The 25,770-nt window shown below is 70.8% G+C and carries 22 protein-coding genes and 3 pseudogenes; 15 read left to right on the top strand and 10 right to left on the bottom strand.

All coding sequences use genetic code 11. The annotated features are described in order from the left end of the window. Nucleotides 1-56 precede the first annotated feature (56 nt). Nucleotides 57-2,768 carry a heavy metal translocating P-type ATPase gene (locus tag BLU79_RS15155; RefSeq protein ID WP_093906263.1) on the bottom strand — a complete coding sequence of 904 codons (2,712 nt, stop codon included), beginning with the start codon at nucleotides 2,766-2,768 and terminating at the stop codon, nucleotides 57-59. A gap of 200 nt (nucleotides 2,769-2,968) precedes the next feature. Here BLU79_RS15155 and BLU79_RS15150 point away from each other — a divergent pair, with 200 nt between their 5' ends. Both BLU79_RS15150 and BLU79_RS15145 read left to right on the top strand, forming a co-directional pair. Then, complete coding sequence (locus tag BLU79_RS15150) at nucleotides 2,969-3,253, top strand: SHOCT domain-containing protein (RefSeq protein ID WP_093906262.1); 285 nt, start codon at nucleotides 2,969-2,971, stop codon at nucleotides 3,251-3,253. A gap of 94 nt (nucleotides 3,254-3,347) precedes the next feature. After that, nucleotides 3,348-3,479, top strand: a complete 132-nt coding sequence (locus BLU79_RS15145) for a DUF2933 domain-containing protein (RefSeq protein ID WP_218137773.1) — start codon at nucleotides 3,348-3,350, stop codon at nucleotides 3,477-3,479. 128 nt (nucleotides 3,480-3,607) lie between these two features. Here BLU79_RS15145 and BLU79_RS15140 read toward each other — a convergent pair whose 3' ends face one another. From BLU79_RS15140 to BLU79_RS15130, 3 genes are all read right to left on the bottom strand, one after another. Then, nucleotides 3,608-4,747, bottom strand: a complete 1,140-nt coding sequence (locus BLU79_RS15140) for a site-2 protease family protein (protein ID WP_093906260.1) — start codon at nucleotides 4,745-4,747, stop codon at nucleotides 3,608-3,610. Nucleotides 4,748-5,311: 564 nt separating this feature from the next. Continuing rightward, the gene (locus BLU79_RS15135) at nucleotides 5,312-6,364 is read right to left on the bottom strand and encodes a class I fructose-bisphosphate aldolase (protein ID WP_093906259.1); all 1,053 of its coding nucleotides are present in this window, start codon (nucleotides 6,362-6,364) and stop codon (nucleotides 5,312-5,314) included. 410 nt (nucleotides 6,365-6,774) lie between these two features. After that, complete coding sequence (locus BLU79_RS15130) at nucleotides 6,775-7,125, bottom strand: carboxymuconolactone decarboxylase family protein (protein WP_093906258.1); 351 nt, start codon at nucleotides 7,123-7,125, stop codon at nucleotides 6,775-6,777. A gap of 240 nt (nucleotides 7,126-7,365) precedes the next feature. On the opposite strand from BLU79_RS15130, the gene BLU79_RS15125 reads away from it, so the two are divergent. Beyond that, complete coding sequence (locus tag BLU79_RS15125) at nucleotides 7,366-8,256, top strand: universal stress protein (protein WP_093906257.1); 891 nt, start codon at nucleotides 7,366-7,368, stop codon at nucleotides 8,254-8,256. 12 nt (nucleotides 8,257-8,268) lie between these two features. Here the strand turns inward: BLU79_RS15125 and BLU79_RS15120 are convergent, their stop codons facing one another. The 3 genes and pseudogenes from BLU79_RS15120 to BLU79_RS15110 all read right to left on the bottom strand — a co-directional run bounded on the left by BLU79_RS15120 (nucleotide 8,269) and on the right by BLU79_RS15110 (nucleotide 11,083). Continuing rightward, entirely contained in the window at nucleotides 8,269-9,294 is a 1,026-nt protein-coding gene (locus BLU79_RS15120) for a 6-phosphofructokinase (RefSeq protein ID WP_093906256.1), read from the bottom strand. 551 nt (nucleotides 9,295-9,845) lie between these two features. After that, nucleotides 9,846-10,324: pseudogene (locus BLU79_RS15115) on the bottom strand (CBS domain-containing protein). 183 nt (nucleotides 10,325-10,507) lie between these two features. Beyond that, nucleotides 10,508-11,083, bottom strand: coding sequence for an Rv1733c family protein (locus tag BLU79_RS15110; protein WP_093906255.1), 576 nt, complete (start codon nucleotides 11,081-11,083; stop codon nucleotides 10,508-10,510). Between the two features lie 265 nt (nucleotides 11,084-11,348). Here BLU79_RS15110 and BLU79_RS15105 point away from each other — a divergent pair, with 265 nt between their 5' ends. After that, a complete protein-coding gene (locus tag BLU79_RS15105; protein WP_093906478.1) occupies nucleotides 11,349-12,341 on the top strand; it encodes an Acg family FMN-binding oxidoreductase in 993 nt (330 codons plus the stop codon). 14 nt (nucleotides 12,342-12,355) lie between these two features. On the opposite strand, the gene BLU79_RS15100 is transcribed toward BLU79_RS15105, so the two are convergent. Beyond that, on the bottom strand, nucleotides 12,356-12,736 hold the full coding sequence (locus BLU79_RS15100; protein WP_093906254.1) for an STAS domain-containing protein: 381 nt from the start codon (nucleotides 12,734-12,736) through the stop codon (nucleotides 12,356-12,358). Nucleotides 12,737-12,984: 248 nt separating this feature from the next. On the opposite strand from BLU79_RS15100, the gene BLU79_RS15095 reads away from it, so the two are divergent. From BLU79_RS15095 to BLU79_RS49990, 6 genes are all read left to right on the top strand, one after another. Then, on the top strand, nucleotides 12,985-14,055 hold the full coding sequence (locus tag BLU79_RS15095; protein WP_093906253.1) for a zinc-dependent alcohol dehydrogenase family protein: 1,071 nt from the start codon (nucleotides 12,985-12,987) through the stop codon (nucleotides 14,053-14,055). A 19-nt stretch (nucleotides 14,056-14,074) separates the two neighbouring features. Continuing rightward, complete coding sequence (locus tag BLU79_RS15090) at nucleotides 14,075-14,755, top strand: pyridoxamine 5'-phosphate oxidase family protein (protein WP_093906252.1); 681 nt, start codon at nucleotides 14,075-14,077, stop codon at nucleotides 14,753-14,755. A 119-nt stretch (nucleotides 14,756-14,874) separates the two neighbouring features. Further along, entirely contained in the window at nucleotides 14,875-15,315 is a 441-nt protein-coding gene (locus BLU79_RS15085; protein ID WP_093906251.1) for a pyridoxamine 5'-phosphate oxidase family protein, read from the top strand. Nucleotides 15,316-15,469: 154 nt separating this feature from the next. Further along, a complete protein-coding gene (locus BLU79_RS15080; RefSeq protein ID WP_177001026.1) occupies nucleotides 15,470-16,300 on the top strand; it encodes a universal stress protein in 831 nt (276 codons plus the stop codon). A 166-nt stretch (nucleotides 16,301-16,466) separates the two neighbouring features. After that, a complete protein-coding gene (locus BLU79_RS15075; RefSeq protein WP_371131868.1) occupies nucleotides 16,467-17,099 on the top strand; it encodes a universal stress protein in 633 nt (210 codons plus the stop codon). After that, on the top strand, nucleotides 16,985-17,368 hold the full coding sequence (locus BLU79_RS49990; RefSeq protein WP_371131873.1) for a universal stress protein: 384 nt from the start codon (nucleotides 16,985-16,987) through the stop codon (nucleotides 17,366-17,368). Before BLU79_RS15075 ends, BLU79_RS49990 begins: the two co-directional genes overlap by 115 nt. Nucleotides 17,369-17,381: 13 nt before the next feature. Here the strand turns inward: BLU79_RS49990 and BLU79_RS15070 are convergent, their stop codons facing one another. Next, nucleotides 17,382-17,834, bottom strand: coding sequence for a pyridoxamine 5'-phosphate oxidase family protein (locus tag BLU79_RS15070; RefSeq protein ID WP_177001025.1), 453 nt, complete (start codon nucleotides 17,832-17,834; stop codon nucleotides 17,382-17,384). A gap of 569 nt (nucleotides 17,835-18,403) precedes the next feature. On the opposite strand from BLU79_RS15070, the gene BLU79_RS49985 reads away from it, so the two are divergent. After that, on the top strand, nucleotides 18,404-18,577 hold the full coding sequence (locus BLU79_RS49985) for a hypothetical protein (RefSeq protein ID WP_177001024.1): 174 nt from the start codon (nucleotides 18,404-18,406) through the stop codon (nucleotides 18,575-18,577). A gap of 229 nt (nucleotides 18,578-18,806) precedes the next feature. On the opposite strand, the gene BLU79_RS15055 is transcribed toward BLU79_RS49985, so the two are convergent. Then, complete coding sequence (locus tag BLU79_RS15055) at nucleotides 18,807-20,423, bottom strand: MFS transporter (RefSeq protein ID WP_093906249.1); 1,617 nt, start codon at nucleotides 20,421-20,423, stop codon at nucleotides 18,807-18,809. A gap of 111 nt (nucleotides 20,424-20,534) precedes the next feature. Between BLU79_RS15055 and BLU79_RS49980 the strand changes: the two are divergent. From BLU79_RS49980 to BLU79_RS49975, 4 genes and pseudogenes are all read left to right on the top strand, one after another. Further along, nucleotides 20,535-20,966: pseudogene (locus tag BLU79_RS49980) on the top strand (recombinase family protein); the annotation flags it as partial. A 400-nt stretch (nucleotides 20,967-21,366) separates the two neighbouring features. Beyond that, nucleotides 21,367-22,395 carry a type I glyceraldehyde-3-phosphate dehydrogenase gene (gap, locus tag BLU79_RS15045; protein ID WP_093906248.1) on the top strand — a complete coding sequence of 343 codons (1,029 nt, stop codon included), beginning with the start codon at nucleotides 21,367-21,369 and terminating at the stop codon, nucleotides 22,393-22,395. A 120-nt stretch (nucleotides 22,396-22,515) separates the two neighbouring features. Continuing rightward, complete coding sequence (locus BLU79_RS15040) at nucleotides 22,516-24,246, top strand: sensor histidine kinase (RefSeq protein WP_093906247.1); 1,731 nt, start codon at nucleotides 22,516-22,518, stop codon at nucleotides 24,244-24,246. 436 nt (nucleotides 24,247-24,682) lie between these two features. Continuing rightward, nucleotides 24,683-25,353: pseudogene (locus BLU79_RS49975) on the top strand (NAD(P)(+) transhydrogenase (Re/Si-specific) subunit beta). Nucleotides 25,354-25,770 lie beyond the last annotated feature (417 nt).

The raw sequence follows: 25,770 nt of genomic DNA, 5'->3' as shown, positions 1-25,770 counted from the left end.
TGCCTTTCCGCTGCTGTGCCGTGCACCCACTGTACCCCTGGGGGGTAATGCGGGACTCAGTGCTCACCGCGTCGGGGATGGGCGTCCTTGGGCTGAACTGCCGCGGCGTCATGACAGTGCGGCTCGGTGTCGTAGGTGGCCGCGCAGGGGCCGGAGCAGAAGTGCAGGGTGCCGTGAGGGGTGTCCCGGTGTTCTGGTGCGGTGGCGGGGTCGATCCGCATGCCGCACACCGGGTCGGCCACCAAAGGGGCGTACGGGACCGCGCCGGACCCGACCATTGGTCGTACGTCCGTCACTTCGGCCTCCGGCAGCGGTTCGGGGCGCCAGCGGCGCAGCCGGGAGGCGTTGGTGACGACGGACAGGGAGGACAGGGCCATGGCCGCGGCGGCGATGATCGGGCTCAGGAGGATGCCCCACAGCGGGTAGAGGGCACCGGCGGCGACGGGGATGCCGAGGGCGTTGTAGACCAGGGCGAAGAACAGGTTCTGCTTGATGTTGCGCATGGTCGCGCGGGAGAGACGGATCGCCGTGACGACACCCGACAGCGAACCGGAGATCAGGGTGATGTCGGCGGCCTCGATGGCGACGTCCGTGCCGGTGCCGATCGCCAGGCCCACGTCGGCCTGGGCGAGCGCGGGGGCGTCGTTGATGCCGTCGCCGACCATGCCGACGGTGCGGCCCTCGCCCTGAAGCCGGCGGATCTCCTCGGCCTTGTGCTCCGGCAGGACTTCGGCCAGCACCCGTCGTACACCGACCTGTTCGGCGATCGCGGCGGCGGTGCGGGCGTTGTCGCCGGTGAGGATCACGGTCTCGATGCCGAGGCCGTGCAGCGCGGCGATGGCCTGGGTGGAATCCTCCTTGACGGTGTCGGCGACGGCCAGCACGCCTGCCGGGCGTCCGTCGACGGCGGCGAGGATCGGCGTCTTGCCCTGCGCCGAGAGGTCGTCGGCGGCTGCGGTGAGATGAGCGGCTTCGATGCCCATGTCGGCGAGCAGCCGGGCCGTGCCGACGAGCACCCTCCTGCCGTCCACGGTGGCCTGTACGCCCTTGCCGGTGACCGAGTCGAAGGCGGAAGCGCCGGGCACGGCAAGTCCACGCTCACGGGCGCCCACGATGATCGCGGCAGCGAGGGGATGCTCGCTGTCGGCTTCGGAGGCGGCCACCAGTGCCAGCAACTCCTCCTCGGTGAAGCCGTCGGTCGGCCGGACGTCGGTGAGGACTGGCTTGCCCGCGGTGACGGTGCCGGTCTTGTCGAGGACGACGGTGTCCAGTTTGTGCGCGGTCTCCAGGGCTTCGGCGGAGCGGATCAGGATGCCGGCCTGCGCGCCCTTGCCGGTGCCGACCATGACGGACAGCGGCGTGGCGAGCCCGAGCGCGCAGGGGCAGGCGATGATCAGGACGGCCACGGAGGAGACCAGGGCCAGGGTGAGTGCGGGGGAGGGGCCGACGACGTACCAGAGCGTGAAGGTGGCGATCGCGACGGCGATGACGGCGGGCACGAAGTAGGCGGAGATCGCGTCGGCGAGTCGCTGGATGGGCGCCTTGGACGCCTGGGCCTGCTGCACCAGCCGGATGATCTGGGCGAGCATCGTGTCGGCGCCGACCTTGGCGGCCCGCACCCGCAGGGAGCCGGTCGTATTGACCGTGGCACCGATGACGGTGTCCCCGGCGCGCTTGGTCACGGGCATCGGCTCGCCGGTGACCATCGACTCGTCCACTGCCGAGGCCCCGGAGAGCACCTCGGCGTCGACGGGGATCTTCTCGCCGGGGCGGATGGCGATCTCGTCGTCCACGACGACCTCGTCCACGGGGATCTCGGTTTCGCTGCCGTCGCGCACGACCCGGGCGGTACGGGCCTGCAGCCCCAGCAGGGCGCGGATGGCTTCACCGGTGCCGGCCTTGGCGCGAGCCTCCAGCAGACGGCCCAGGACGATCAGCGTGAGGATCACGCCGACGGCCTCGAAGTACACCTCGCGGACGCCCTCGGGCAGCAGCGACGGGGCAAGGGTGACCAGCAGACTGTAGCCGTAGGCGGCCGAAGTGCCCAGTGCGATCAGGGAGTTCATGTCGGCACTGCGGTGGCGCAGGGTGAGCCAGCCGATGCGGTGGATCGGCCACCCGGTGAAGAACATCACCGGGGTGATCAGCGCCAGCTGCACCCAGTGGTTCAGCATCCAGCCCGGCACCCAGTCGGCGCCGAAGAGTTCATCGGCCATCACGGCGAACAGCACCGGCAGGGTCAGCACAGCGCCCAGGGCGACCCGGCGGCCCAGGTCTGTGATCTCCGCGCGCCGCTCGGCGACCTCCGCCGCCTCGGCGTCCGCGGCGGAGGTACGGTCCTCCGGTGCCGTATCCGCTCCAGGGGACGGCGGTGCCTCATCGGCCGGGCCTTCGCCGGGGTCCACCACGAGCGTGCCGTGGATCATGTTCATCCCACACGCGAACCCGAACGACCCCGCCCGCTCGGGCCGCAGCCGCACGGTGGTGCGCTGGTGCGCGGGTAGCCCGGCGCTGACCCGCAGGTCCGGGAAGACGACCCGGTTCGTGCACTCCCCGGACTCCTGCCGGTCGAAGACCAGCTCCACCGGCATACCCTGCCGCACCCGGATCACGTCGGGGCTGTAACCGCCCCGCACGGTCACCTCCACCAGCTGAACCCCGCCCTCGACCCGGGCAGTGCGGGCGCGGCGCGGGCCGAAGAAGAACCAGCCCAGCGCGGCGACGAGCACGACGGCCAGGGTCACCGTGACGATGCCGGCGGTATCCATGGCAGACCTTCTCTCTGTCCGGCTGCTTCTCAGGCTCCACCGGATACCCCCGCGGGGTAACGGGCCCAACGGCCCAGGAGTGTTGGCCTCATCGGCCCATGACGGGCCGGTAGGCCGGGGTGATCGTGGAGATGAGGCGGTGGGAGGCCGCCGGCACCGGGCCACGGCTCTCCCGCAGCCCATGAGGAAGTGAGCGATCGATGTTCTGGTACGACCACGATCTCAACGGATGGGGCTGGTTCGCCATGTCGGTCAGCATGGTCCTCTTCTGGGCGCTGATCATCACCATCGGTGTCCTGGCCTTCAGGGCCCTGGCCCGACCGGACACGTCTCAGACGCCGCAGACCGGAACCCCGACGCACGGACCCACCCCCGAGCAACTCCTCGCTGAACGCTTCGCTCGCGGAGAGATCGACGAGGACGAATACCGGCGCCGCCTGTCCGTTCTCCATGCCGGCGCCGGTCCCCGGCTCGGCAAGGGCTGACCCGGCCACCGACGGGCACGGTTGAAGGAGGCCCGTGATGACCACCAACCGATAACGCAATTACGGCCTGTACGCGATCGCGGTCGCGATCGCCGTGGTCGGTGCCCTGGCCCTCGGCGTGCCGGCCGCCACGCTCTTCCTCGGGGCGATCGCGCTGGCCTGCCCGCTGATGATGATCTTCATGATGCGCGGCATGCGCGGCATGCACGGCGGTGGGCGACCTTGATCTGCCCCGGTGGCCCGGCGTCCGCTCGACAAGGCGTCGGAGTGCGGCGATCACGGCCCGGTGAGGCTGACTTCATGGCGCACCTCCTTCTGCGCGCACGGCATCGTCGGCGCGCGGGTGCGGGGGTGTCAGGTCCTGGGGCGGGTGGCTGTGGCCGGCCAGGAGAGAGCGCGGGTGATGTCGACGAGGGTGACGATGCCGACCAGGTGACCGTCGTCGAGGACCAGGGCCCTGTGGTCCCGGCTGGCCTCCAGGCGCGGCAGTAGATCCACGACCGGGTCGTCCGGGCTCGCCGTGGTCACGTCCGGCAGCGGGCGCATCACGTCGCCGATCGTGGTGGTGGAACGCGCTTGGAAGGGGGCGCGGTTGATGAGGCGGACGGTGACCAGACCGGCCGCTGTGCCGTCCGGGGCGAGGACGGGGAACGCGGAGTGGCGGTAGTGGCCGAAGGGGCCTTCGGCCAGGAAGGACGCGAGGAGCGTGGTGGTCGGGACAGTGACCGGTGCGCGGGTCATTACGCGGCTGACGGGGGTGTCGTCCAGGACGCCGCGCAGTTCGGCCTGGCGTTCCTCGGCGGTTGCGGCGGCGATGAGGAACCAGCCGATCAGGGCGGGCCACAGCCCGGACAGATCCCCGGCGAAGATCATCGCCGCGAATCCGGTCACGATCATGAACCAGCCCAGCATGCGGCCTGCGGCCGCGGCGCCGCGGGTGGCCCGCAGCCGGTCCCCGGTGCGGTGCCACAAGTACGCGCGCAGCAGCCGTCCGCCGTCCAGCGGGGCGGCGGGCAGTGCGTTGAAGACGGCGAGCACGATGTTGATGCCGGCCAGCCAGGCGACCGCCTCGACGGCGAGCCCCGAGGCGTGCAGGCTGTCCAGCCATACGGCCAGTCCCAGGAGCAACCCGCCGGCGACGGCGCTCGTCAGCGGTCCCACCCCCGCGATGCGCAGTTCCGCGCCGGGCGTACGCGCATCGCTGTGCAGGCGGGCCACGCCGCCGAGCATCCACAAGGTGATGCCGTCGACCTTGACACCGTTTCGGCGGGCGACGATGGCGTGCGCGAGCTCGTGGGCCAGCAGCGAGGCCAGGAACACAACCGCCGCCAGCAGCGCCAGTGCCCAGTAGACCCAGGCGGAGTGGTCGGGGTGAGCGTCGGGGAAGCGGCCTTCCGCGAGCGTGACGGTCACCAGGGCGATGATGACCAGCACGCTCCAGTTCAGGCCGACGCGGACGCCGGCGATCCGCCCCAGAGGCAGCGATGCCTTCATCGGTCCCACCCACTCAGCGGGCCCAGCCCCGCAAGCCGGAATCCCGTCCGCCGGCGGTGGGGCCGAGCGCCTTCTCTCCGTGATGCTCGGTCCAAGGCGGTCGCCCCGGCACGCCCTACCTGGCCGAACGCATCGGCCGCGCGGCGAACCAGGCATGACGGATGCCGAGCAGGGCTTCGCCCGTGGCTGAGCTTCGTGGCGGCGGCGGGATGCGCCACTTCGCCGGTCACGTGTGCGCGCTGGGTGCGCACCCCGATCCCGCAGCGGTGGCACACCGCGTCACCGGATGCCATGGTGCCCACACGTACGCAGTCGTAGCAGTTCACAGCGCACCTCCCCGCGCTTCGTGTGCCGCACTCCCATCGTCGGGCTCGGGAGGGCGCCGGGGGATGGGCCACTCGGACTTTGACGGGGGACGTCCGGCCGCAATGCCAGTCGGCCGGCCGGACGGCGCCACAGCTGAGGACCAACACCGGCCGTCTGGACCAGTGGCTGGAAGACGCGGTGATGTGTCGGCGTGCAGCTGCAGTTCGCCGTCCCGGCTGCCGAAGCGCCATGTCTCCGTCAGGCGATGGTGATGCTGTCGTCGAGGTAGACGTCCTGGACGGCGTGGAGGAGTTCGATGCCTTCGCCGGTGGGTCGCTGGAAGGCTTTGCGGCCGGTGATGAGGCCGGTGCCGCCGGCTCGCTTGTTGATCACTGCGGTCCGTACGGCCTGCGCGTGGTCGCCCGTTCCGGCCGAGGCGCCGCCGCTGTTGATCAGTCCGACGCGGCCCATGTAGCAGTTGGCCACCTGCCAGCGGGTCAGGTCGATCGGGTGGTCGGTGGTGAGTGTGCCGTACAGGATCGGATCGGTCCTGCCGAAGTCCAGCGCGCGGTAGCCCCCGTTGTTCTCGGGCTGCTTCTGCTTGACGATGTCGGCCTCGATGGTCACACCGAGATGGTTGGCCTGGCCCGTGAGGTCGGCTGACACCGAGTAGTCCACGCCGTCCTTCTTGAACGCCGAGTTGCGCAGATAGCACCACAGCACGGTGAACATGCCCAGTTCGTGGGCGTGCGCGAAGACCTCGCTGACCTCCTGCAACTGGCGGTCGGACTGCTCCGATCCGAAGTAGACCGTGGCGCCGACCCCGGCTGCGCCGAGGTCGAAGCACTGTTGGACGTTGCCGAACAGGATCTGGTCGTAGTGGTTCGGGTAGGTCAGCAGCTCGTTGTGGTTGAGTTTCACGATGAAGGGGATCTTGTGCGCGTAGCGCCGCGAGACGGCGCCGAGCACGCCGAGCGTGCTGGCGACCGCGTTGCAGCCGCCCTCGATGGCGAGTTCGACGATGTTCTTCGGGTCGAGATAGCGGGGGTTCGCGGCGAACGCGGATACCGCGGAGTGCTCGATGCCCTGGTCGACAGGCAGGACCGACACGTACCCCGTGCCGGCCAGACGGCCGTGGTCGAAGAGAGACTGCAGGTTGCGCAGCACCCGGGGTGAGCGGTCGCTCCCGGCCACGACCCGGTCGACGAAGTCATGACCCGGCAGCACCAGGTCTGTCTTGGGAATCCCCTGGGCGGTGTGGGTCAGCAGGTCTTTGGCCTCGTCGCCGAGCAAGCCATGGATGTCGGTCATCGTTCCGCCTCCTGCCGGATGTGCGTCGCGCGCGAACCGTGAGGGAAAGCCGGAGCTTCGCAGTGCCGCCTTCGCGGGTTCACTGTCCACCATGCGGAGCGGCATGACCGCTCGACAGAGCCCGTTCGGCCCTCACGGAGGTCGAACGGCCTACATACGGACGACGGACTTGGCCGTCACCGCAGGGGGGCCTCCACGAGCTGCTCCCGGCGCGCTTGCCCCGAAAGCCTGCGGCGGAGTAGTCAACGGACATGCAGCAGGCGTACACCACCCGCCACGCGTACAGCACCCGCACCTCCTCCGCGCCGGTCAGCTCCGTCTGGCAGGTCGCCCGGCGCAGCGCCGTCCTGCTCGGCTGCGCGCTGTCCCCCCCCCACGACCATGTACTGGGAGCCGACTGTCAGCCGTCGTCACGGGTTCGCCTCCGCGTGGAACTCGCGGAACGCGGCGAAGGCACGGGGGCCGTACACGGTGCCGGGCCCGCCGTTCATCAGGATCGCGACCCCGATCGCCTCGGCCGCCTCCTGCTCGGTGGCGTCCTGCCGGACCGCGGCGTGGGCATGGGCGGCGATGCAGCCGTCGCACTCCTTGCTCACCGCGATGGCCAGCGCGATCAGTTCCTTGGTCTTGGCATCCAGCGCGCCGGCGGCGAGCACGCTGTCGTGTAGCTGCCGGTACCCCTCGTACACCTGCGGGATTGCTTTTCGCAGCTCTCGGGCGGGCGTCCGCAGCTCGTTGCGCACCTGTGTGCCGTAGGTCATGGTCCCTCTCCTTCTTGTGTCCGCCGGACGGCCGTGTCCGTCTCGGCGACGCTCAACGTCGGCACTGCCACCTCCCGAATGCTGCGTTTCTTCCATTGACGCGCCGGGGTGGAGCGCAGCGGAGGGGCCGGACGGCTCTTTCGCCGGGACCTTCGGGGCCCGCCGTGAAACAGTGGAGGAAGGGCCGAAGGAGTCGCGGGCCTCGCCTGCGGACGTGCACGGCCGGCGAAGGAGGACGCGATGGGTCACCCTGTGCTGGCGGGTATCGACGGCTCCGAACGCAGCCTGGCCGCAGCCGACTGGGCCGCGCGGGAAGCGCTGCTGCGCGGCGTTCCGCTGTGGCTCGTGCACGCCGCTCCACCGCTTCCGGGCGATGCCGTACCGGTCCAGGCCACGGAAACTCTGCACCACGTGGGTGAGCGCATGCTCCAGCGGGCGATCGCCGACCTCGTCGCCCGCTACCCGGACCTCCAGGCGCGGGGCGAGCAGGCCGCCGACGCCCCGGCCATGGCACTTCTCGGCGCGGCCCGCGACGCGGGGCTTCTCGTGGTCGGAGCACGAGGCTCGGGCGGCTTCGACGGGCTCGCGGTCGGTTCGGTGGCCCTTCGTGTCGCGGCGGCAGCCGCTTGCCCCGTGGTGCTGGTGCCCGAACGGCCGGTTGCGGGCTTCGGAGACGGGACGCTGAAGGCAGGCGATGTGCCCCAGCTGGTGGTGGGTTTCGACGCACACCGTCCGGTCGGTGAGGTGGTGGACTTCGCGTTCTCGGCAGCTGAGGCGCGCGGGGCGCGTCTGCGGGTGGTTCAGGCCTGGGCTCTTCCCGCCGAGGCCGTGTCTCCCCAGAAGCTGTTCGTGACCGAGGAGGACCGCGCCACCTGGGAGGACCAAGAGGTCCTGCGACTGTCCGACGCCCTGAGCACGCGGCAGGACAAGTATCCGGAGGTGACGACCCGCACCGATGTCGTCCTGCTCCACCCCGCGCAAGCACTCCTGAACGCGTCCCGGGGAGCGGACCTGCTGGTCGTGGGCCGCCGAACCGACCCGCACGCGCCCGAAGGCCGACTGGGGCCGGTGACCCATGCCGTACTGCACCACACCCGCTGCCCGGTGGCGGTCGTGCCGCACGTCGGCTGACGGGGGAGGGGATCAGCCGAAGAACACCTCGAACTCGTCGTACAGCGACGGATCCACCAGCTTGGTCCTCGCCCTGGTGCCGTCGAGAGGGATGCGGATGATCTGGGTGCCCTGCAGGGCGACCAACTTGCCGTAATCGCCGTCCTTGACCGCGTCGACGGCGTGCAGCCCGAAGCGTGTGGCCAGCCAACGGTCGAACGCGCTGGGCGTACCGCCGCGCTGGACGTGGCCGAGGACGGTGGTCCGGGCATCCGTGCCCGTGCGTTCCTCGATCTCCTGGGCAAGCCACTCGCCGATGCCCGACAGCCGCACGTGGCCGAACTCGTCCAGCGTCCGGTCCTTGAGGATCATCTGCCCCTCGATGGGGACGGCTCCCTCGGCGGCGACGACGATCGGCGCATAGTGGATCTTGAATCGGTTCTTCACCCACGTACAGACCTGATCGATGTCGAACGGCCGCTCCGGGATGAGGATCACGTTGGCGCCGCCCGCCACGCCGGCGTGCAGGGCGATCCACCCGGAGTGCCTGCCCATCACCTCCACCACCAGGGTGCGCATGTGCGACTCGGCAGTGGTGTGGAGGCGGTCGATTGCCTCCGTCGCGATGCCTACGGCCGTGTCGAAGCCGAAGGTGTAGTCGGTGCCGGACACGTCGTTGTCGATGGTTTTCGGCACGCCGACCAGATTGACGCCCTGATGGCTCAGCTCGGCGGCGACACCGAGCGTGTCCTCGCCGCCGATCACGATGAGTGCGTCCACCTGGTGCGCGGCAAGGACGTCCTGGATGCGCTGCACCGCGTCCTCATGTTTGAACGGGTTGGTGCGGGAGGAACCGAGGATGGTTCCGCCGCGTGGAAGGATCCCACGCACGCTCGAGATGTCCAGCGGCACCACATTGCCCTGAAGGGCACCGAGCCAGCCGTCCCGCAAGCCGACGAAATCGAAGCCGTACTCCTGGATGCCCTTGCGGACGACGCTGCGGATCACGGCGTTGAGGCCGGGGCAGTCGCCGCCACCGGTCAGCACTCCGACCTTCATGGCTTCCTTTCCTTCTCTGCGTATGACGTCGGCGGGCCCGCACCCGCCGGCTGTGCCTCGCCGGCGGTGGGTGGGTCAGCCGTCATCGGCCTTCACGTCAGCGGGCAGCAGCGCCCGGTGCGGCGCGAGGTGCCGCGCCATGGGCTCGGTCCACGACGCGAGGCGGACTTCAGGAGCCGGTTCATCCGATCGAGGAGCTTGTCGCACTCGGCAGCGATCGGCTCAGGCTGGGAGGAGGCCCGCCCCCGCAGGCCCTCCGGCCTGTACCGAAAGGGCAGAGTCATTCGGTTCACCTCCGCGGATGTGAACTCGAGGAGACATGTGACTCTCCTCCAGCATGAGCGACAGTGGCCCCGTCGGCGACCCGCCTTGTGGCCTGCCGCCGAGGGCCTTCGGCCACATGACCGAGCCCTTGCCATCAGCCGATCACACAGAGGGAAGGCGCAGGGGTGACGCCAATGTCCGGCGTGACCACCACTGACCTGTACGAGGTCAGAGGCGAAGTCATATCGGCCCGGAAGACGTTGCCGCCGTGATCGCCACCGCGGTGCTCATGCTCCGGTGGAGGAAGCCCGGGAGGCGTCGATGCGGTACTCGATGTGCGCGGAGACCGAGACCACGCCGTCGACATTTCTGCACAGCCGCTCGATGATGGGGATCAGGCTGCTCACCTCGACGGAACCTCCGAGTATCACCTGCCCATCGCGCACCTCGACCGTCACGTCCGAAGGCGCGAGGTCCAAGGTCTGCCGCAGCACGTCCCGGGTGATCTCGTCGTGGATGGCGTCGTCCCCGCGCAGGAAGATTCGCAGCAGGTCGGTGCGCGCCCGGACGGGTCGGCCTGCGCGGAGCACTTGCGCAGCAGGTCGGTCTCGGACACGACGCCCAGGGGGTGGTCCAGGTCGTCCACCACCGGTACGGCGGTGACGTCGTTCTCCGCCAACAGCTCGACGATCTCCTTGAACGGCGTGTCGCGCCGGGCCCGGACGACATCGCGGGGCATCAGATCGGCAACCGTACGGTGCTGCATGTCGCTCCTCCCTTCCCCGGGGTGACAGCCGACAGCCATCACATGGCAAGCGCGGCAGGAGCCAGTCGTCCGCAGGAGAGCCATCCAGGACCTGGTCAGCACCGGATGGCCCTGAAATCGGGCCGCTCGGCCCCCGCGGATCGGGTTCGAGCGCATACGGCGGCTGGCCACGCGTGCCCAGGTTCACCCGGTCTTGTGCCCCCACTGGGGCCCTACCAGGTCCCACTCCCGGCGCCACTGGTCGATGCGTCGCCGGTCGAGCCTCCACCGGACGAGGGCCCCGGCGCCGACCGCCGCGCCGGCCAGTCCGAGCGCGGCGGCCGTGCCCAGGACGCCGGCCTCGACGGCGGCCTCCGCGGAGCTCGGCGGCTCGGCGGCGAGGTCGCCCTGGCCGTCCAGCCACGCCACGACCTCGGCGCCGGCCTTCTGCCTCGTGTCCACCAGGGTCCTGTCGGTACGCGTGGTGCCGTCGGGTGTCGTCCAGCTGATCCTCGCCAGCGCACGTGTCCCACCTGCCTTGGTGGCCGAGGCGGGGACGTCGGCGAGGACCACGGCCCGCACGGAGGTCCGTTCGGCGCGCTGCCGGGCGAACACCTCGTCGGCGGCGTGGGCCGTCACCAGGCCGACCAGCGTGCCACCCACCAGGACGACCGCCCAGAGGGCCAGCACGATCCAGGCCTCCATGATGTCGTCACGCCGTCGCAAGGGGTTGCTGCGCCACCGCCACAACCGCTTCTTCGCGCATGTGCCGTCGCTCATCGGTCCGCACCTCCTCCGCGTCTTCGTTGTCCTGACCGTGCCAGCGGGCGCCCCGCGCCGGCATGGGCCGATCAGGCGGTCTCAGGGGACCGACCGGGACCAACTTGCGTACCGCACCGGGACGTTCAGCCCTGATCAGCCAGAGGTCCCCGCGGCGGATGTATGGCCCGCCAGGCCCTCACGAAGGACCGTCGGCCCCTCGCTGCGTCGCGGCCGGGTGCTCACGCTCGAAGACAGCACCACTCCGGCGAGAGGGGAGGACACCATGCGCAGCACATCCTTCGATGCCGCGGTACTGGAGACGTGCGTCTCGGCCGCGGTCGCCGCGCCCTCGATCCACAACTCCCAGCCGTGGCGCTTCCGTCTGGATCCGGAAACGGTCACCTTCTCTGTGCGAGCCGCCCCTGAAGGCGGACTGCGGCACACAGACGCGGAAGGCCGGGCCCTGCATCTGTCGGTGGGCGCCTGCGTGCTCAACCTCCGAGTCGCAATGGCCCACTTCGGCTGGGATCCGGTCACCCACCTGCTGCCCTGCCCCGAGGAACCGGACCTGCTTGCATCCGTCCGGCCGACCGAGCCCGCCCCCGGTGGCCCGGGCCGAGGCGACAGCGACCTGTACGGGGCCATCTGGCGTCGACACAGCAGTCGCTTCCCGTTCTCCGACCGGCCGATCCCGCCGGGTCTGCGCGTCGAACTCGCCGCGGCGGCCGGCGCGGAGGGCGCGTGGCTCTTCTTCCCCGAGCACGGCGAGACCGCGCGCCTGCTGGCGCTCACCGCGGACGGCGAGCAGCGCAACCGCCTGGACACCGACCGCAGCGCCGAGAGCCGCCGGTGGGTGCGCGGGGACCCGTACGCGGCGGCCGACACCGGCCTGCCATGGGCGGCGCTCGGCCCGCAGGACGCCCGGGAGCGGCTCCCCATGCGCGACTTCACCGCTCAACGCCATCCCGACCGGCTCCCCGCTCGCGTCTACGAGACGACCCCCGTTGTCGCCGTGCTGACCACCGAGCACGACCGTCGCACCGACTGGCTGCGCGCTGGGCAGGCCCTCGAACGCGTCCTCCTGGTCGCCACGGCTCACGGACTGCGCGCGTCCCTCCTGCACCAGGCGATGGAGTGGCCCGATCTGCGTGAGTCCGCGAACCCAAGGTCCGATCACGCGCACATGCTCGTACGACTCGGCTACGGCCCCGAGGGTCCCGCCACTCCGCGGCGGTCGGCGCGTACGGTGCTCGACGCCGGGGCGGTGAGCGGGTAGCCGGTCGGGGCCGGTCAACCTGCCGGGACGGTGACGACGTTCGCCTCGAGGGGGGTGGGCAAGCCGGGGTTGACCTCGAACACGCCCGCCAGACCGGTGATGCGCAGTACGCGCAGGAAGCACGCGTTGTGGCTGACCAGACGGAGTCGGCCCCGCCGGTCCAGGACGCGGTTGCGGGCCCGGCACAGGACGCCGAGCCCCGTGCAGTCGATGAAGGACACGGAACGCAGGTCGAGCACCAGATCGGGACACGTCCCGGCGGTCAGCGAGTCCAGCCGTGCCGCCAGAGCAGGTGCCGCGAGGAGGTCGATCTCGCCGCGCAGCTCCACCACCGTCGTTCCAGCGACGACGCGCACCGAGAGAGGCGGCGTGGACCTGGTGTGGTTCTCGGACATGGGCAAAGGGAATCCCGCGCGGCCGGGCGGAGGGAAGGGCCGGTCGGCCCAGTCCGCCCGATCCCGCGGGGCCGACCGGACCTATGTCGCGCATCGCGCCGTCCGGCCCGGAGATCGGGGCCGACCGGCCCAAGCCTGAGCGCCCGGGCGCGGGACAAGCTGGACCTGCGGCGCAAACAGCCACCGCCTTGGTCCCGGGCTCAGCCTGGGGCCGCCGACCAGGGGGGACCGAGGAAGGAAGGATCGTCATGAAGGGCTTCGTCTTCCACGGTCCCCGACACTCCTCCTGGGAGGACGTCCCGGACCCCGGCCTCAAGGACCCCACCGACGCGATCGTGCGCGTCGAAACCGTCACCATCTGCGGCACCGACCTGCACATCCTCAAGGGTGACGTGCCCGAGGTGCGCCCCGGCACGGTGCTCGGGCACGAGGCGGTCGGCGAGGTCGTGGAAACCGGAGCCGACGTGCGCACCGCACGGCCCGGGGACCGCGTCCTGGTCTCCTGCATCACCGCCTGCGGCCGTTGCTCCTACTGCCGCAAGGCCATGTACGGCCAGTGCCGGGGCGGCGGGGGCTGGATCCTCGGCCATCTGATCGACGGCACCCAGGCCGAGTACGTGCGTGTACCGCACGCCGACCTGTCCGTCCACGCGCTGCCTGGCACCCTGGACGGCAAGGACGCCGTCCTGCTCGCCGACATCTTCCCGACCGCTTATGAAGTGGGCGTGCTCAACGGGCAGGTACGGCCCGGTGACACCGTCGCCGTCGTCGGCGCCGGCCCCATCGGGCTCGCGGCCATCGCCACGGCCCGTCTGTTCGCGCCCGAGCGGATCGTCGTCGTGGACCTGGCCCCCGCCCGGCTGGAGGCGGCCCGGCAGCTCGGCGCCGATGCCGTGGCCGACGCCCGCGAGGCCCCCGAGCAGCTGATCGCCGACCTCACCGACGGGCTGGGCGCCGACGTGGTCATCGAGGCCGTCGGCGTGCCCGAGAGCTTCGAGATGTGCACGCGCATGGTCCGGCCCGGCGGGCACGTCGCCAACATCGGCGTGCATGGCAGGCCCGCGACCCTGCACCTCGAAGACCTGTGGATCAAGAACGTGACCATCACCACCGGCCTCGTCGACACCCACTCCACACCGACCCTGCTGCGCATGGCGGCGGCCGACCGACTGCCCACCTCGCAGCTCGTCACCCATACCTTTCCGCTCGACCTCATGGAGGAGGCGTACGACGTCTTCGGCAGGGCCGCCGACACCGGTGCCCTCAAGGTCGTCCTCGGCGGAGAGCAGCACGACGTGGTCGCACTCCCGGCGGCCTGACGAGAGGAGGTGACGGGCCGTGACCGAACAGCTCCCGTCCAGGGCGACCGAAGCGGCACCCGTGGGCGACCTCGGGCGCCGACTCGCCCGGCGACGCGCAGAACTCGGCGTCTCCCGGGAGGAGACGGCCGACCGAGCGGGCATGGCCCCCAGCTACCTGCAGTACCTGGAGGAGCACCCGGCCGCCGCACCGGGCAGGGGCGCCCTCCACGTACTGGCGGAGACCCTCCACACCACCGTCAGGGAACTCACCGGCGGCGACACCGATCTGCCGCCCGGCACCGCTCCCCATGCGTCCCGACGCCCCGGCACAACCGAACTGTCCACGCGGGAGTGCCGCGCCCTGCTGTCGACCCACGGCGTCGGACGCATCGCCGTGCCCACCGTCACCGGGCCGGTCGTCGTTCCCGTCAACTACAGCGTCGTGGACGGCGCCGTCGTCTTCCGGACCGCCCCCGGCACGACACCGTCGCAGGCTGCCGGCTGCCAGGTCGCCTTCGAGGCCGACCGCATCGACGACGCGTTCGGCCAGGGCTGGAGCGTGCTTGTACGCGGGCACGCGCGAACCGTGACGGACCCCGATGAGGCGCGTCGGCTCGACGAACAGGCCTACAGCAGGCCCTGGGCGGGCGGGGAGCGCGATCAGTGGGTGCGCATCGAACCCCGCGATATCACCGGACGGCGGATCACGGCGCAATGAGGGCTGTTGTCCGGAACGAACGGGACCGATGGCCCTCGACCGCGGCCCCCGAGGGGCGAACGATGGACATCCCATCGCACCGCCGCACCATACGCATCAGGCGAAAGACGGACTGACTCATGTACCGCAACGACGGATTCCGCGAACTCGAACGGCAGGAGTGTCTCCGCCTGCTGGCGAAGGTGCCAGTCGGCCGGATCGTGCACACGCGCCAGGCACTGCCCGCGGTACTGCCCGTCAACTTCTGCCTGGACGCCGACGGCGCCGTGCTGCTGCGCACCGCGGCCACCTCCGAACTGGTGCGCGCGATCGACGGCACGGTGGTCGCCCTCGAGGCCGACGAGGTCGACGCGGCCACGCACTCGGGCTGGAGCGTCGTGGTCACCGGCTCCGCCACGATCGTCACCGACCCGGCCGAGCACGAGCGTCTGGTTCGCACCGGCCCGCGCTCCTGGGCGCCTTCGCCCCGGGACGTGTTCATCCGTATCGAACCCGAGCTGGTGACCGGCCGCGAACTCGTCGGTGGACGCAGCATGTACGGGCTGGACCTCTCCTCCTGACCCGGAGGGGGCCTCTCTCGCTTCTCCGGTGCGGGGCCGAACGGCCCTGTGGCGGGGGCCGTACGGCATGCCACCGGGTTCGCGTGGCCCCTGCTCGCGACGTCGCGGAAGGACGAGCATCGGGAACACGGAGCCGAACAGAAGGGAGAGAGAGATGACCCTCCACCATGTGGTCGTCGGAGTGGACGGTTCCCTGAACGCCGTACGTGCCTTGGACTGGGCCTCGGGCGAGGCTGAGCGCCGTGGCGCCGAACTGCGCGTCGTGTACGCGGTGCCCGACCGCGACGAGGCCGAACCCGTCCTCGCATCGGCCGCCGCACACGTCCGGGAACGTCATCCGACCCTGTCCGTGGTGACCAAGGCCGCGGAGGGCGGCGCCGTGCGGGCTCTCGTACGCGAGAGCGAGGGCGCCGACCTGACCGTCGTTGGCACACGCGGCTTGGGCGGCGTCACCGGGCTGCTGGCCGGCTCGGTGAGTCTGCGACTGGCCGCGCATGTGCACGGCCCCCTGCTCGTCGTGCGCGGTGACCACCCGTGCGACGGCGAGCGCAGCGTGCTGCTCGGCCTGGAGGACGACTCCGACGCAGGCGCGGCCTCCTACGCCTTCCACGAGGCGCAACGGCGAGGTGCCCGGCTGCAGGTCGTGCACTCGACCCACCGGCACGTCACCCCCGAAATGCCCTCCCTGATCCCCGCGACGAGCCCCGGGCAACGGCGGCGCGCCCAGAACGACCTGGCCGAGGACGCCGTGCCGCGCTTCAACCTGGCCCAGCTGCGGGAAGAGCATCCCCAGGTCGCCGTCGAGACCCACACGGTCCGCAGAGGACCGGCCCAGGCCCTGCTGGACGCCACGCACGAGTCGGCCGTCGTCGTCATCGGCACACACCGCCGTACGAGCGGGCTCGGGCCACGACTGGGCCCGGTCGCACACACACTCCTGCACCGCTCCCACTGCCCAGTGGTGCTGGTACCGACAATCGGCTGACCGGCGAACACCCTGCCGTTCGGGACCGCCGGCTCTTCAGGCAAGTCCACGCACGTCAGGACGGCCGTCACACAGGACCATCGGCTGCACTCAGGGACCTGTGGTTCCTCCTGCCGCAGGGCTCGGGACACAGGGGTGGGGCTCACACACCGAAGGAGGCCCGCTCATGTCCCGTACCGTCACCGTCGGCCTCGACGGCTCCCCGGAGAGCCTCGCCGCTGCCGACTGGGCAGCCCGCGAGGCACACCTGCGGGCGGTCCCGCTGCGTGTCGTGCACGCCGGGGAACAGCAGCCGCACGCCTACGCGCCGTTCGCGACGGAAGCCGTGGCCCTCCCGGGAGACGACCGCTCCGCCCGCATGCTGCACGACGCCGAGGTGTCCCTGACGTACCGTCACCCCGGTCTGAGGATCACCGCCGAGCAGCTCTCCGGACAGCCCACGACGGTCTTGTCGGCGGCCGCGCGAGAGGTCGAGGTGCTGGTGCTGGGGTCGCGCGGGCTCGGGCGGGCCGCCGGACGCCTCTTCGGCTCTGTGGCACTCCCTGTGGTGGGCCGGGCCGAGGGGCCCATCGTCCTCGTCCGCGCCGGAGCCGGCGTCGTGGACGAACACCGGGTGTACCGGGCGGACACGCGCGGGGGCATCCGAGGCAACCCCGTACCGCGATGTCGTACTCGGCCCTGCGCCTGCCGGGACGCTCTACTGAGGCGGTTCTGGAATTCGGGTTCGACGCGGCCGCGCGTCGTGCCACCAGGCTGCGGGTCGTGCACGGTTGGAGCGCGACGCCCTCCCCGTGGGTGAGGGAGGGGGACGGGCCGGCCGTGGAGCTCGAGGAGATTCCGACCGAGACGCTGCGCCCGTGGCGGGCGAAGATTCCCGGGGTCGAGGTGACGGAGGAGGCCGTGATCGGCAGGCCGGGCGCGCATCTCGCGGACGCCTCCCGGGACGTCTCACTGGTCGTCCTCGGGTGCAGGCGGCGCCACGCGTCGGTCCGACCGCACATCGGTCCCGTGACGCACGAGGTGCTTCAACGCGCGATCGCGCCGGTCGCGGTGGTGCCACACGACTGACCGGAGAGACGGATCAGGCCTCGACGGGGGCGAGCCGGACTCCGGTGACCAGGTCGGGGCGGATTCGGACCGCGTAGTCCATGGCCTGGCCCACCCAGGGGTGGAGAATGTCCCGGTATCGGGCCAGATCGCGGGCGTCGGTCACTAGGTGCGCGTAGCCGGTGACGACCACGCTCCAGCCGATGTGCGTGTCCGGATCGATGGCATCTGCCTCGTACGCCACCACGACCCCCGGTGCGCCCGCCTGCCGGGCCCGTGACGTCAGGGCCGCTGCCTCGTGGGTGCGGATGACGATGTCACCCTCGTCCAGGACATGGTTGACAGGGCGGACAGTCGGCAGAGCGTGCTGGGTGAAGACGATCCGCCCGAAGGACACGCTGCCCAGGAGCCGCAGCGCTTCGGTGCTTGTCAGGTCGATACTCCGGCGTGGTCCCGGGGCGATCGGCAGGCCGTTGTCGTAGGCCATGGTGGGCTTCCGTAGCTGTTCGTCTCTCACTGCTTCATGTCTCCGACCGGCTCACCGGTTCCGTCACGCGGCGCGGGGTTGTGGCGGCCGAGGGCGGATGGGGCGGCTTCGTGTGCGGCTCATTTCCGATCAGATCATTCGAACCGCGGCGGCGCGGTCGACGCTAGGGCCGTTCGGCCCTCGCCGGCGACCGGACGGCCTGTTCGGGCGGTTGGTACGAGGACGATGGGGTGCGCATGCCCCGCCCCGTCCCAGCAGGAAGTTCTGCCACGCGGAGCCGCCAACTGGCCGCACTGACATCGGCAGTGCGGCACGGGGCTCGGTCCCGTGCCGCTCCGCGCGGCGCTGCTTGTTCTCCCGACCCGGCCGTGGCTACCCGTCCTGCCTGTTCCGGCTGGCCCGTTCCGTGCGGCGAGCCTGCCCGTCCCGCCCCTCCGCCGGCCCGCCACGCCACGGCGGCGGTGTCGCCGACCTGCGGTTCGCCTCACCCCGGTGTGTCGCACGGTCGGCCTGGCCGCGCAGTCGGTCCTGCAGGCGGTCGGCGAGTGCGTGGGCCGTCGCCCCCGGGCATGCGCGACCGGCTGGGTGTTGCCCACCCGGATCTCGTCCGCCGCGGACCACGGCTGCTCGACGTGCTGGGCCGCGGCCCGGGAGACCCGCACCTCGCCGGTGACGCCGGGCAGCCCTGGTCGGTCGAGGGTGCCTCGACCTTCGTCCTGACGTGCGCGACAGCGGTTCGCTGAAGCTGTCCGGAGCGCTGTGTTCCAGCAGGAAGCAGGCGGCGGCGAACAGTAGGACGAAGAGCGGCACGGTGATCGCCATGGCCTCCATGGCCCTCAGCCCGGGCCACGGCGACAGCGTGATGGTGTGGATACGCGACCACGAGGAGTGCTGCCGTCACCAGCGAACGCGCGCAGGAAAGCAGGACCTGCCAGCGGTGACGACCCAGGTTCCCGTTCACGCAGCGGCCCGTTATGGCTTGGTCGAGCCGGGTTGGGTGGTGGGGATGCGCTGTGTGAAGAAGAGGGCGATGAGTGCGGCGAAGGCGAGGATTGCGAGGGCGGCGCGCAGTCCGTCGAGTCGCGCGGCGGCGTTCGCGTCCAGTACCCGCTGCGTCTGCTCCGCACTGGCGCCGGCTTCTTCGAGGGCGCTCTGCAGCTGGGCGTCGGAGAGGAAGGGGACGCCGCTTTGGAGTTCGACGGTCGCCTGGCTCTTCACGCTGGCGGGGACTGCGGGATCCTGCTCGACGCTCGTCAGGAAGGACGACGTGAGCGAGGCGATCAGGATCGATCCGGCGAGTGCGGTGCCGATCGAGGCGCCGAGGTTGGTGACGGCGTTCTGGACACCTCCGACTTCCGCGCTCTGTTCCTCCGGCATCGCGGAGACGGTGACGGATCCCAGCTGGGAGGCGAGGGCGCCCATCCCGAGCCCGATCAGGAGCATGGGGATCGTGACCACTTCCGCGCCGGCGTCCGCGTCGAGCGCGGCCATCAGGACCACCGCACCGACGAGCAGCGCGAGGATTCCGAGGCGTACCACTCGTCGGGGTGAGACGTCCGGGAGGAAGCGCGGGATGAGGACCGCGGCGGCGAGCAGGGTCGCCGAGAGCGGCAGGAGGCGGGCGCCGGTTTCCAGTGCGGACAGGCCCAGGGCGACCGACAGGTAGAGCGGGACGAGGAAGAACACACCCATCTGGACGAGGTACTGGAAGAAGAACATCGTCAGCCCCCCGTTCAGCTGCTTGTTCTGCAGCATGGCGGGGTCGAGGAGCGGTTCCTTGTGCTGCTTCACGAGGCGGGCCTCCCAGCGGAGGAACAGCCAGATGAGTCCGGTGCCCAGCAGCATCAGCCACACCGTCAGGGAGACCCCGAGCAGGGCGGGCGCGTCGGGTTTGGGCTGGAACCAGCCCCACTCGTCGGAGCGGAGCACGCCGTAGACGAAGCTCCCGAGCCCGAGGGCGGAGAGCACCGTACCGATGAGGTCGATGCGGGGACGTTCGTCGCTCACTGCGTCGGCGATCGGGCGGGCGAGGAGGAGGATGCCCACTACCATGAGGACCTCGCCTGCGAAGACCCAGCGCCAGGAGAAGTACGTCGTCGCGACACCGCCGACGAGCGGGCCGACCGCGATGGCGATCGCGCCGGCCGCGGCGACCATCCCGTAGGCGGCGGGACGGCGTTCCGTGGGGAAGTTGCGCGCCACGAGCGCCACGATCGCCGGCAGGATCAGCGCGGCCCCGATGCCCTCCAGGAACGCCCAGCCGATGAGCAGCACGGGAAGGTTGGGTGCGAGGGCGGTGGTCAGGGAGCCGCATCCGTAGATGACGCACCCGATCATGAACGCGCGTTTCCGGCCGATCAGTGCCCCGACCTTGCCGCCGGGGATCATGAACATCGCCATCACCAGGGTGTAGGCCGTGATGGCCCCCTGAATCCCCGCCACCGTCGTGCCGACATCTTCTGCCACCGTCGCGATGGAGACGTTCATGACAGAGCTGTCCAGAGCCATGAGGAACTGACCGGCCGCCAGAGCCAGCAGGACGAGTCGCGCCTTCGCAGACCCCTCGGCAGTGCCTGTTCCCGGTGCCATGACCGGCATCGTCCCAGCCACTCGGGGGAGACGCCGCACGACCCGCCGCTCGCGGCGATCAATCCGTCAGCGACGATGCAGGTGCGCACAGAATCCTGAATTCAGGAAACCGTGGACTCTCGCAAATCGTCTGTGAGAATTCTGCGAGAGCCCCCGAAGCGGTGGAACGTTACGACTGCCCGAACTGTGACGCGCCCGCCGGCAGCGCCTGCCGAGCAGATCAGCACCCGCATCAAGGTGCGGCCCGAGCTGGAGAAGGCGCTCGCCCTGGCCCATCAGTTCAAGGAGGGCGCGCCTGAGACGCCGGTCATCTTCACCGTTCACGAACTCAAGCCTCTGGCCAGGAACGCGGCCGAGCTGATGACGCTGTCCGCCGAGCTCCAGGCCGGGGGCATCCAGCTCGAACTACTCACAGGCCCGCTCACCGGTATCTACGACCCCAACGGCATGGGCGCGATGTTCTTCGCCGTCCTCGCGGTCGCCGGGCAGATCGAGCGGAACTACATCCGGGAGAAGCCCCTCGAAGGCCAGGTCGCCGCGGCGGCCAAGGGCAACCACGGCGGACGGCGGTCTGCTGCTCCGAGCCAAGCCCGTCCGCATCCGCCGTCCCGAGGACCCGCTCACGCCCGAGGAGATCGACCTGCGCGAACGCCTCCAGGCCCAGCCTCAGCCGAACGCGGAGGCCCGCAGCTAGACCCCGTGATGAATCTCAGTGCCAACGGCCGTACCGATGTTCCAGTACCAAGGCCGGGCATGGCCGCTTCAGACACACGCACTGAGGAGCGGCTCGAGCAGCAGGCCTCTGAAGGGCGGCTCGACGGTGGCGGATTGGGGCCGGACGTCCCGTGTCCCGGCCCCGTACGGCCCTCCCGCAACGGATCGGCAGATCGGAGGCTGGCAGCACCGGACATCACCACGGACACCGATCGGGAGGACGACGGACATGAGCGTGCGTGTGGGCATCAACGGATTCGGCCGGATCGGCCGCAACTACCTGCGCTGCGTACTGGATCGTGCGGAGGCCTCCGCCGGAACCCCGGTGGAGGTCGTGGCGATCAACGACATCACCTCGTCGGCGGCGCTGGCCCATCTGCTGGCGTACGACTCGACGTACGGCCGTATCGGCCGCCCCGTCGAGCACGGCGACGACTCGATCACCGTGAACGGCCACCGTATTGCCGTGACCGCCGAGCGCGACCCGGCCGCACTGTCGTGGGGCGTCCTCGGAGTGGACATCGTCATCGAGTCGACCGGCCGCTTCCGCACCCGGGAACGGGCCGGAGCGCACCTCGGGGCGGGGGCGCGCAAGGTGCTGCTGTCCGTGCCGGGCAAGGGCGTCGACGCCACCGTGGTGATGGGCGTCAACGAGGGAACGTACGACCCGGAACACGACCACGTGGTCTCCAACGCCTCGTGCACCACCAACTGCGTGGCGCCCATGGTGATGGTCCTCGACCAGCACTTCGGCATCGTCAAGGGGCTGATGACCACCATCCACGGCTACACCAACGACCAGGTCGTCCTCGATGGCCCGCACAAGGACCTGCGGCGCGGCCGCAGCGCCGCCGTCAACATCATCCCCACGTCCACCGGAGCCGCCCGCGCCGTCGGCCTGGTCCTGCCGGAACTGGCCGGGACCCTGGACGGCATCGCCGTACGCGTGCCGGTCGAGGACGGCTCGCTGACCGACCTGAGCGTGGTCCTCGACCGTCCAGTCACCGTGGACGAGGTCAACGCCGCGTTCCGGGAGGCCGCTGACGGGCCGCTGAAGGGCGTCCTGCGCGTGTCCGACGCCCCGATCGTCTCCCGCGACATCGTGGGCGACCCTGCCTCCTGCGTCCTGGACGCGCCGCTGACCCAGGCGCACGGCGATCTGGTCAAGGTCTTCGGCTGGTACGACAACGAGTGGGGCTACACCAACCGGCTCCTCGACCTCACCGAGTACGTTGCCGCCCGGCTCTCAGGCGACTGACCGGGCACCCCCCTGGCCACCGGGCCTGATTCCGTACAGTCCCTTGCCTGGACCGCTACCGTGGCAGTTGACCGAAACGGTCGGCGGTGGGGCGGGTCGAGGGGACGTGGAGGCGCACCGGTGGAGAGCCAAGAGCAGGCTGGTCAGGCCCGCGTACGGCTGCCGCAGCTGAAGCTGGACGAACTGCTGGAGGAACTGCAGGCCCGCCTCGACGCGGCTCGCGGCACACGTGACCGGGTGCACAGCCTCCTGGAGGCGGTGCTCTCGGTCGGCCGGGAACTGGATCTCGAACAGGCACTGCACAGCATCGTGGAGGCCGCCGCGGTGCTGGTGGACGCCGAGTACGCGGCCCTGGGCGTGATCGGGCCGGACGGCAAGCGGCTGTCCGCCTTCCACACCGTCGGCGTCTCCGAGGAACAGATCGCCCGCATCGGCCCCTTCCCGGAGGGCCACGGCATCCTCGGCGAGCTGATCCGCCACCCCGAGCCGCTGCGGCTGACGAAGATCTCCGAACATCCCGCCTCGTACGGGTTCCCGGCACACCACCCGCCGATGAACACGTTCCTCGGCGCCCCGATCCGGGTGCGCGACCAGGTCTTCGGCAACCTGTACCTGACCGAGAAGCGGGGCGGGGTGCAGTTCGACGAGGAGGACGAGTCGGTCCTGTCGACGCTGGCCGTCGCGGCCGGCGTCGCCATCGACAACGCCCGCCTCTACGAGGAGTCCCGGCTGCGGGAACGCTGGCTGCAGGCCAACGGCGAACTCACCCACAGCCTGATGTCCGGCGGTGAGCGCGGCGAGGCCCTCGGCCTGATCGCCGAACGCGCCAGGGAGATCACCGGCGCAGCCCTCGCTGTGGTCGCCATGCCCCTGGAGGACACCGACGCGCTGGAGGTGGAGCTGGCCGTCGGGCAGGGCGCCGAGGCCCATCAAGGGCTCGTGCTGCCCATGAACGGAAGCCTGATCGGCCAGGCCTTTTCCACCGCCACCCCTGTCACCAGCCCGGACGTCACCCACGACGAGCGTGTGCCGGCTGCCTCCCCCCGCTTCGACGGGCTCGGGGCCGCTGTGGCCGTGCCCATCGGGGTGGGCGACGGCGTGCGCGGTGTCGTGCTGCTGGTGCGTGAGGTGGGGCGCCCGCCGTTCTCCGAGAAGGAGATCGTGCCGCTCCGGGGCTTCGCCGCCCAGGCCGCGATCGCGATGGAGCTGGCCGAGCGCCGCCAGGACGCGGAGCAGATCGCCCTGCTCCAGGACCGCGACCGGATCGCCCGGGATCTGCACGACCTCGCGATCCAGCGGCTGTTCGCGACGGGCATGACGTTGCAGAGCGCCGGTCGGTTCATCGAGCACAAGGAGGCCTCGGAGCGCGTGGCGCGGGCGGTGGAGGACCTGGATGAGACCATCAAGATCATCCGGTCGACGATCTTCGGTCTGCGTGCCCGCGACGGTGCCTCGGGGAGCGGGCTGCGGGGCCGCGTGGTCCGCGTGGCCGGCGAGGCCGCTCCCATGCTGGGCTTCGCGCCCAGCGTCCGCATGGAGGGCCTGCTGGACACCGATGTGCCTCGGGAGGTCGCCGACCACGTGGAGGCCGTGCTGTCCGAGGCCCTGACCAACGTCGGCCGGCACGCCCATGCCGACCGCGCCGAGGTCGCGCTGGAGACCGACGGCCGTGAGGTGCGGCTGACGGTGTCCGACAACGGCGTCGGCATCCCGGCCGACGGGCGGCGCAGCGGCCTGGCCAACATGGCCGAGCGGGGCCGGCAACTGGGCGGTGAGCTGAACGTGATCACCCCCGAGGGCGGCGGCAGCACACTGGTGTGGCGGGTGCCGCTGACGGCGGAAGAGCGGTAGGAAGCGCCGGAGTTTGGGGCCTATCGGCCTTGTTGTATGGGCCCTTCGGTTCTGTCGGGTCATGGCCCGCGGTGTCAGGCTGAGACCCGGCTCACGAGGCCACATCGGCGGATGGAACGCCTCGTGCGGCCCCTCGGGAAGGGCAGGGTGGGTCACCCTGCCCGTGTCGGGCCCGCGTCAGGCCGACGGAGGTCGTGCTGGGGACGCGCACCGCGTTGTCGGCGGGCCCGGCATACCCCCTTCCCCTTCAGGCGGAGGCGTGGATCTGGGCCGTCCGGCCGACTGCCACGTCCATCCGGCCCATCCCGTCATCCCGGCGACCGGACGACGCTGGGGAGTGAGAAGCAGAGCCTCCAGCGAGGGAGGGCCGTCATGACGTTCCGGCGCCCGTTCCCGTTCACGGAGAGACCGTGCTGTGCCGATCGGTGGTGCCGACATGCCGGTGGTCATCGCCCTGCTCAACGCCTTCACGGGGCCGGCGGTCGCGATGGCGGGCTTCGTCCTGGACGAGACCGCGCTGATCATCGCGGGCATGCTGGTCAGCGCCTCGGGTGGCATCCTCACCAAGCTGATGGCCGACGCCATGAACCGCTCCATGGCCAACATGGTGATCGGCGGCTTCGGCACCGGCGACGGCACATCCGCGGCGACGGGATCCGGGGCTCCCGCCCAGGCCCAGCACGAACTCGGTGACCTGGCCAAGCTGCTGACCGACCACGGCATCGACGTCAGCTACGCGGTTCACCCGGTCGCCGGCCGCACGCCGGGCCATATGAACGTGCTGCTGGCGGAGGCGAACGTGCCCTACACCCAGCTGAAGGAGATGGATGACATCAACCCCGGCTTCCCGCCCACGTCGCTCTCGTCATCGGCGCGAACGACGTGACGAACCCGATCGCCCGCCGCCCGGGCAACGCGATCTCGGGCATGCCGATCCTCGACGTCGACAAGGCGAAGAGCGTCGTCGTCATCAAACGCTCGATGGGGCATGGCTACGCGGGCATCGACAACGAGCTCTACACCGACCCGAAGACCGGGATGTTCTTCTCCGACGCGAAGAAGGGACTTGCCGAACTGAAGACGGCCGTGGGCGAGTTCGTCGGCTGACCCGCATGGTCGCACCGGGGCCGTTCGGCCTGACGGCCCCGGCAGGCGTCTGCCCAGGTGGCATCGGCCGTCTCAGGCCGAGCCGCTTGGCGTATGCGTTGCTCTGTCGGCTGCGCCGGGGTGGGCCCCGAAGTACGCGACGGGCAGGCTGGTTTCGCGGCGCAGCCGGTCGGCGGCGGCGTGCAGGGGCGTGCAGGCGTGGGCGGTATCGGCACGCCCCGGTTCAGCAGCGGATGCGGGGCCGGCGGGCACGGGGCGCGGACGCGGGCTGTGCGTTCGGGCGAGCAGTGCGGTCCCCTCAGATGCCTGATCGTCGCATGGCTCCGCGCAGTGGCGAGGGGGAGCTGATCGCCGGGCCGATGGGACCTTCCGGAGGGCCGACCGGCCCTCCGGAAGGTCCCATCGGCCCTCGCACGG

Origin of the sequence: Streptomyces sp. cf386, from assembly GCF_900103585.1 — a bacterium.
GTDB lineage: Bacteria > Actinomycetota > Actinomycetes > Streptomycetales > Streptomycetaceae > Streptomyces.
Note: the sequence above shows the minus strand (reverse complement) of the source record. Positions and strands in the feature narration are given on the sequence as shown.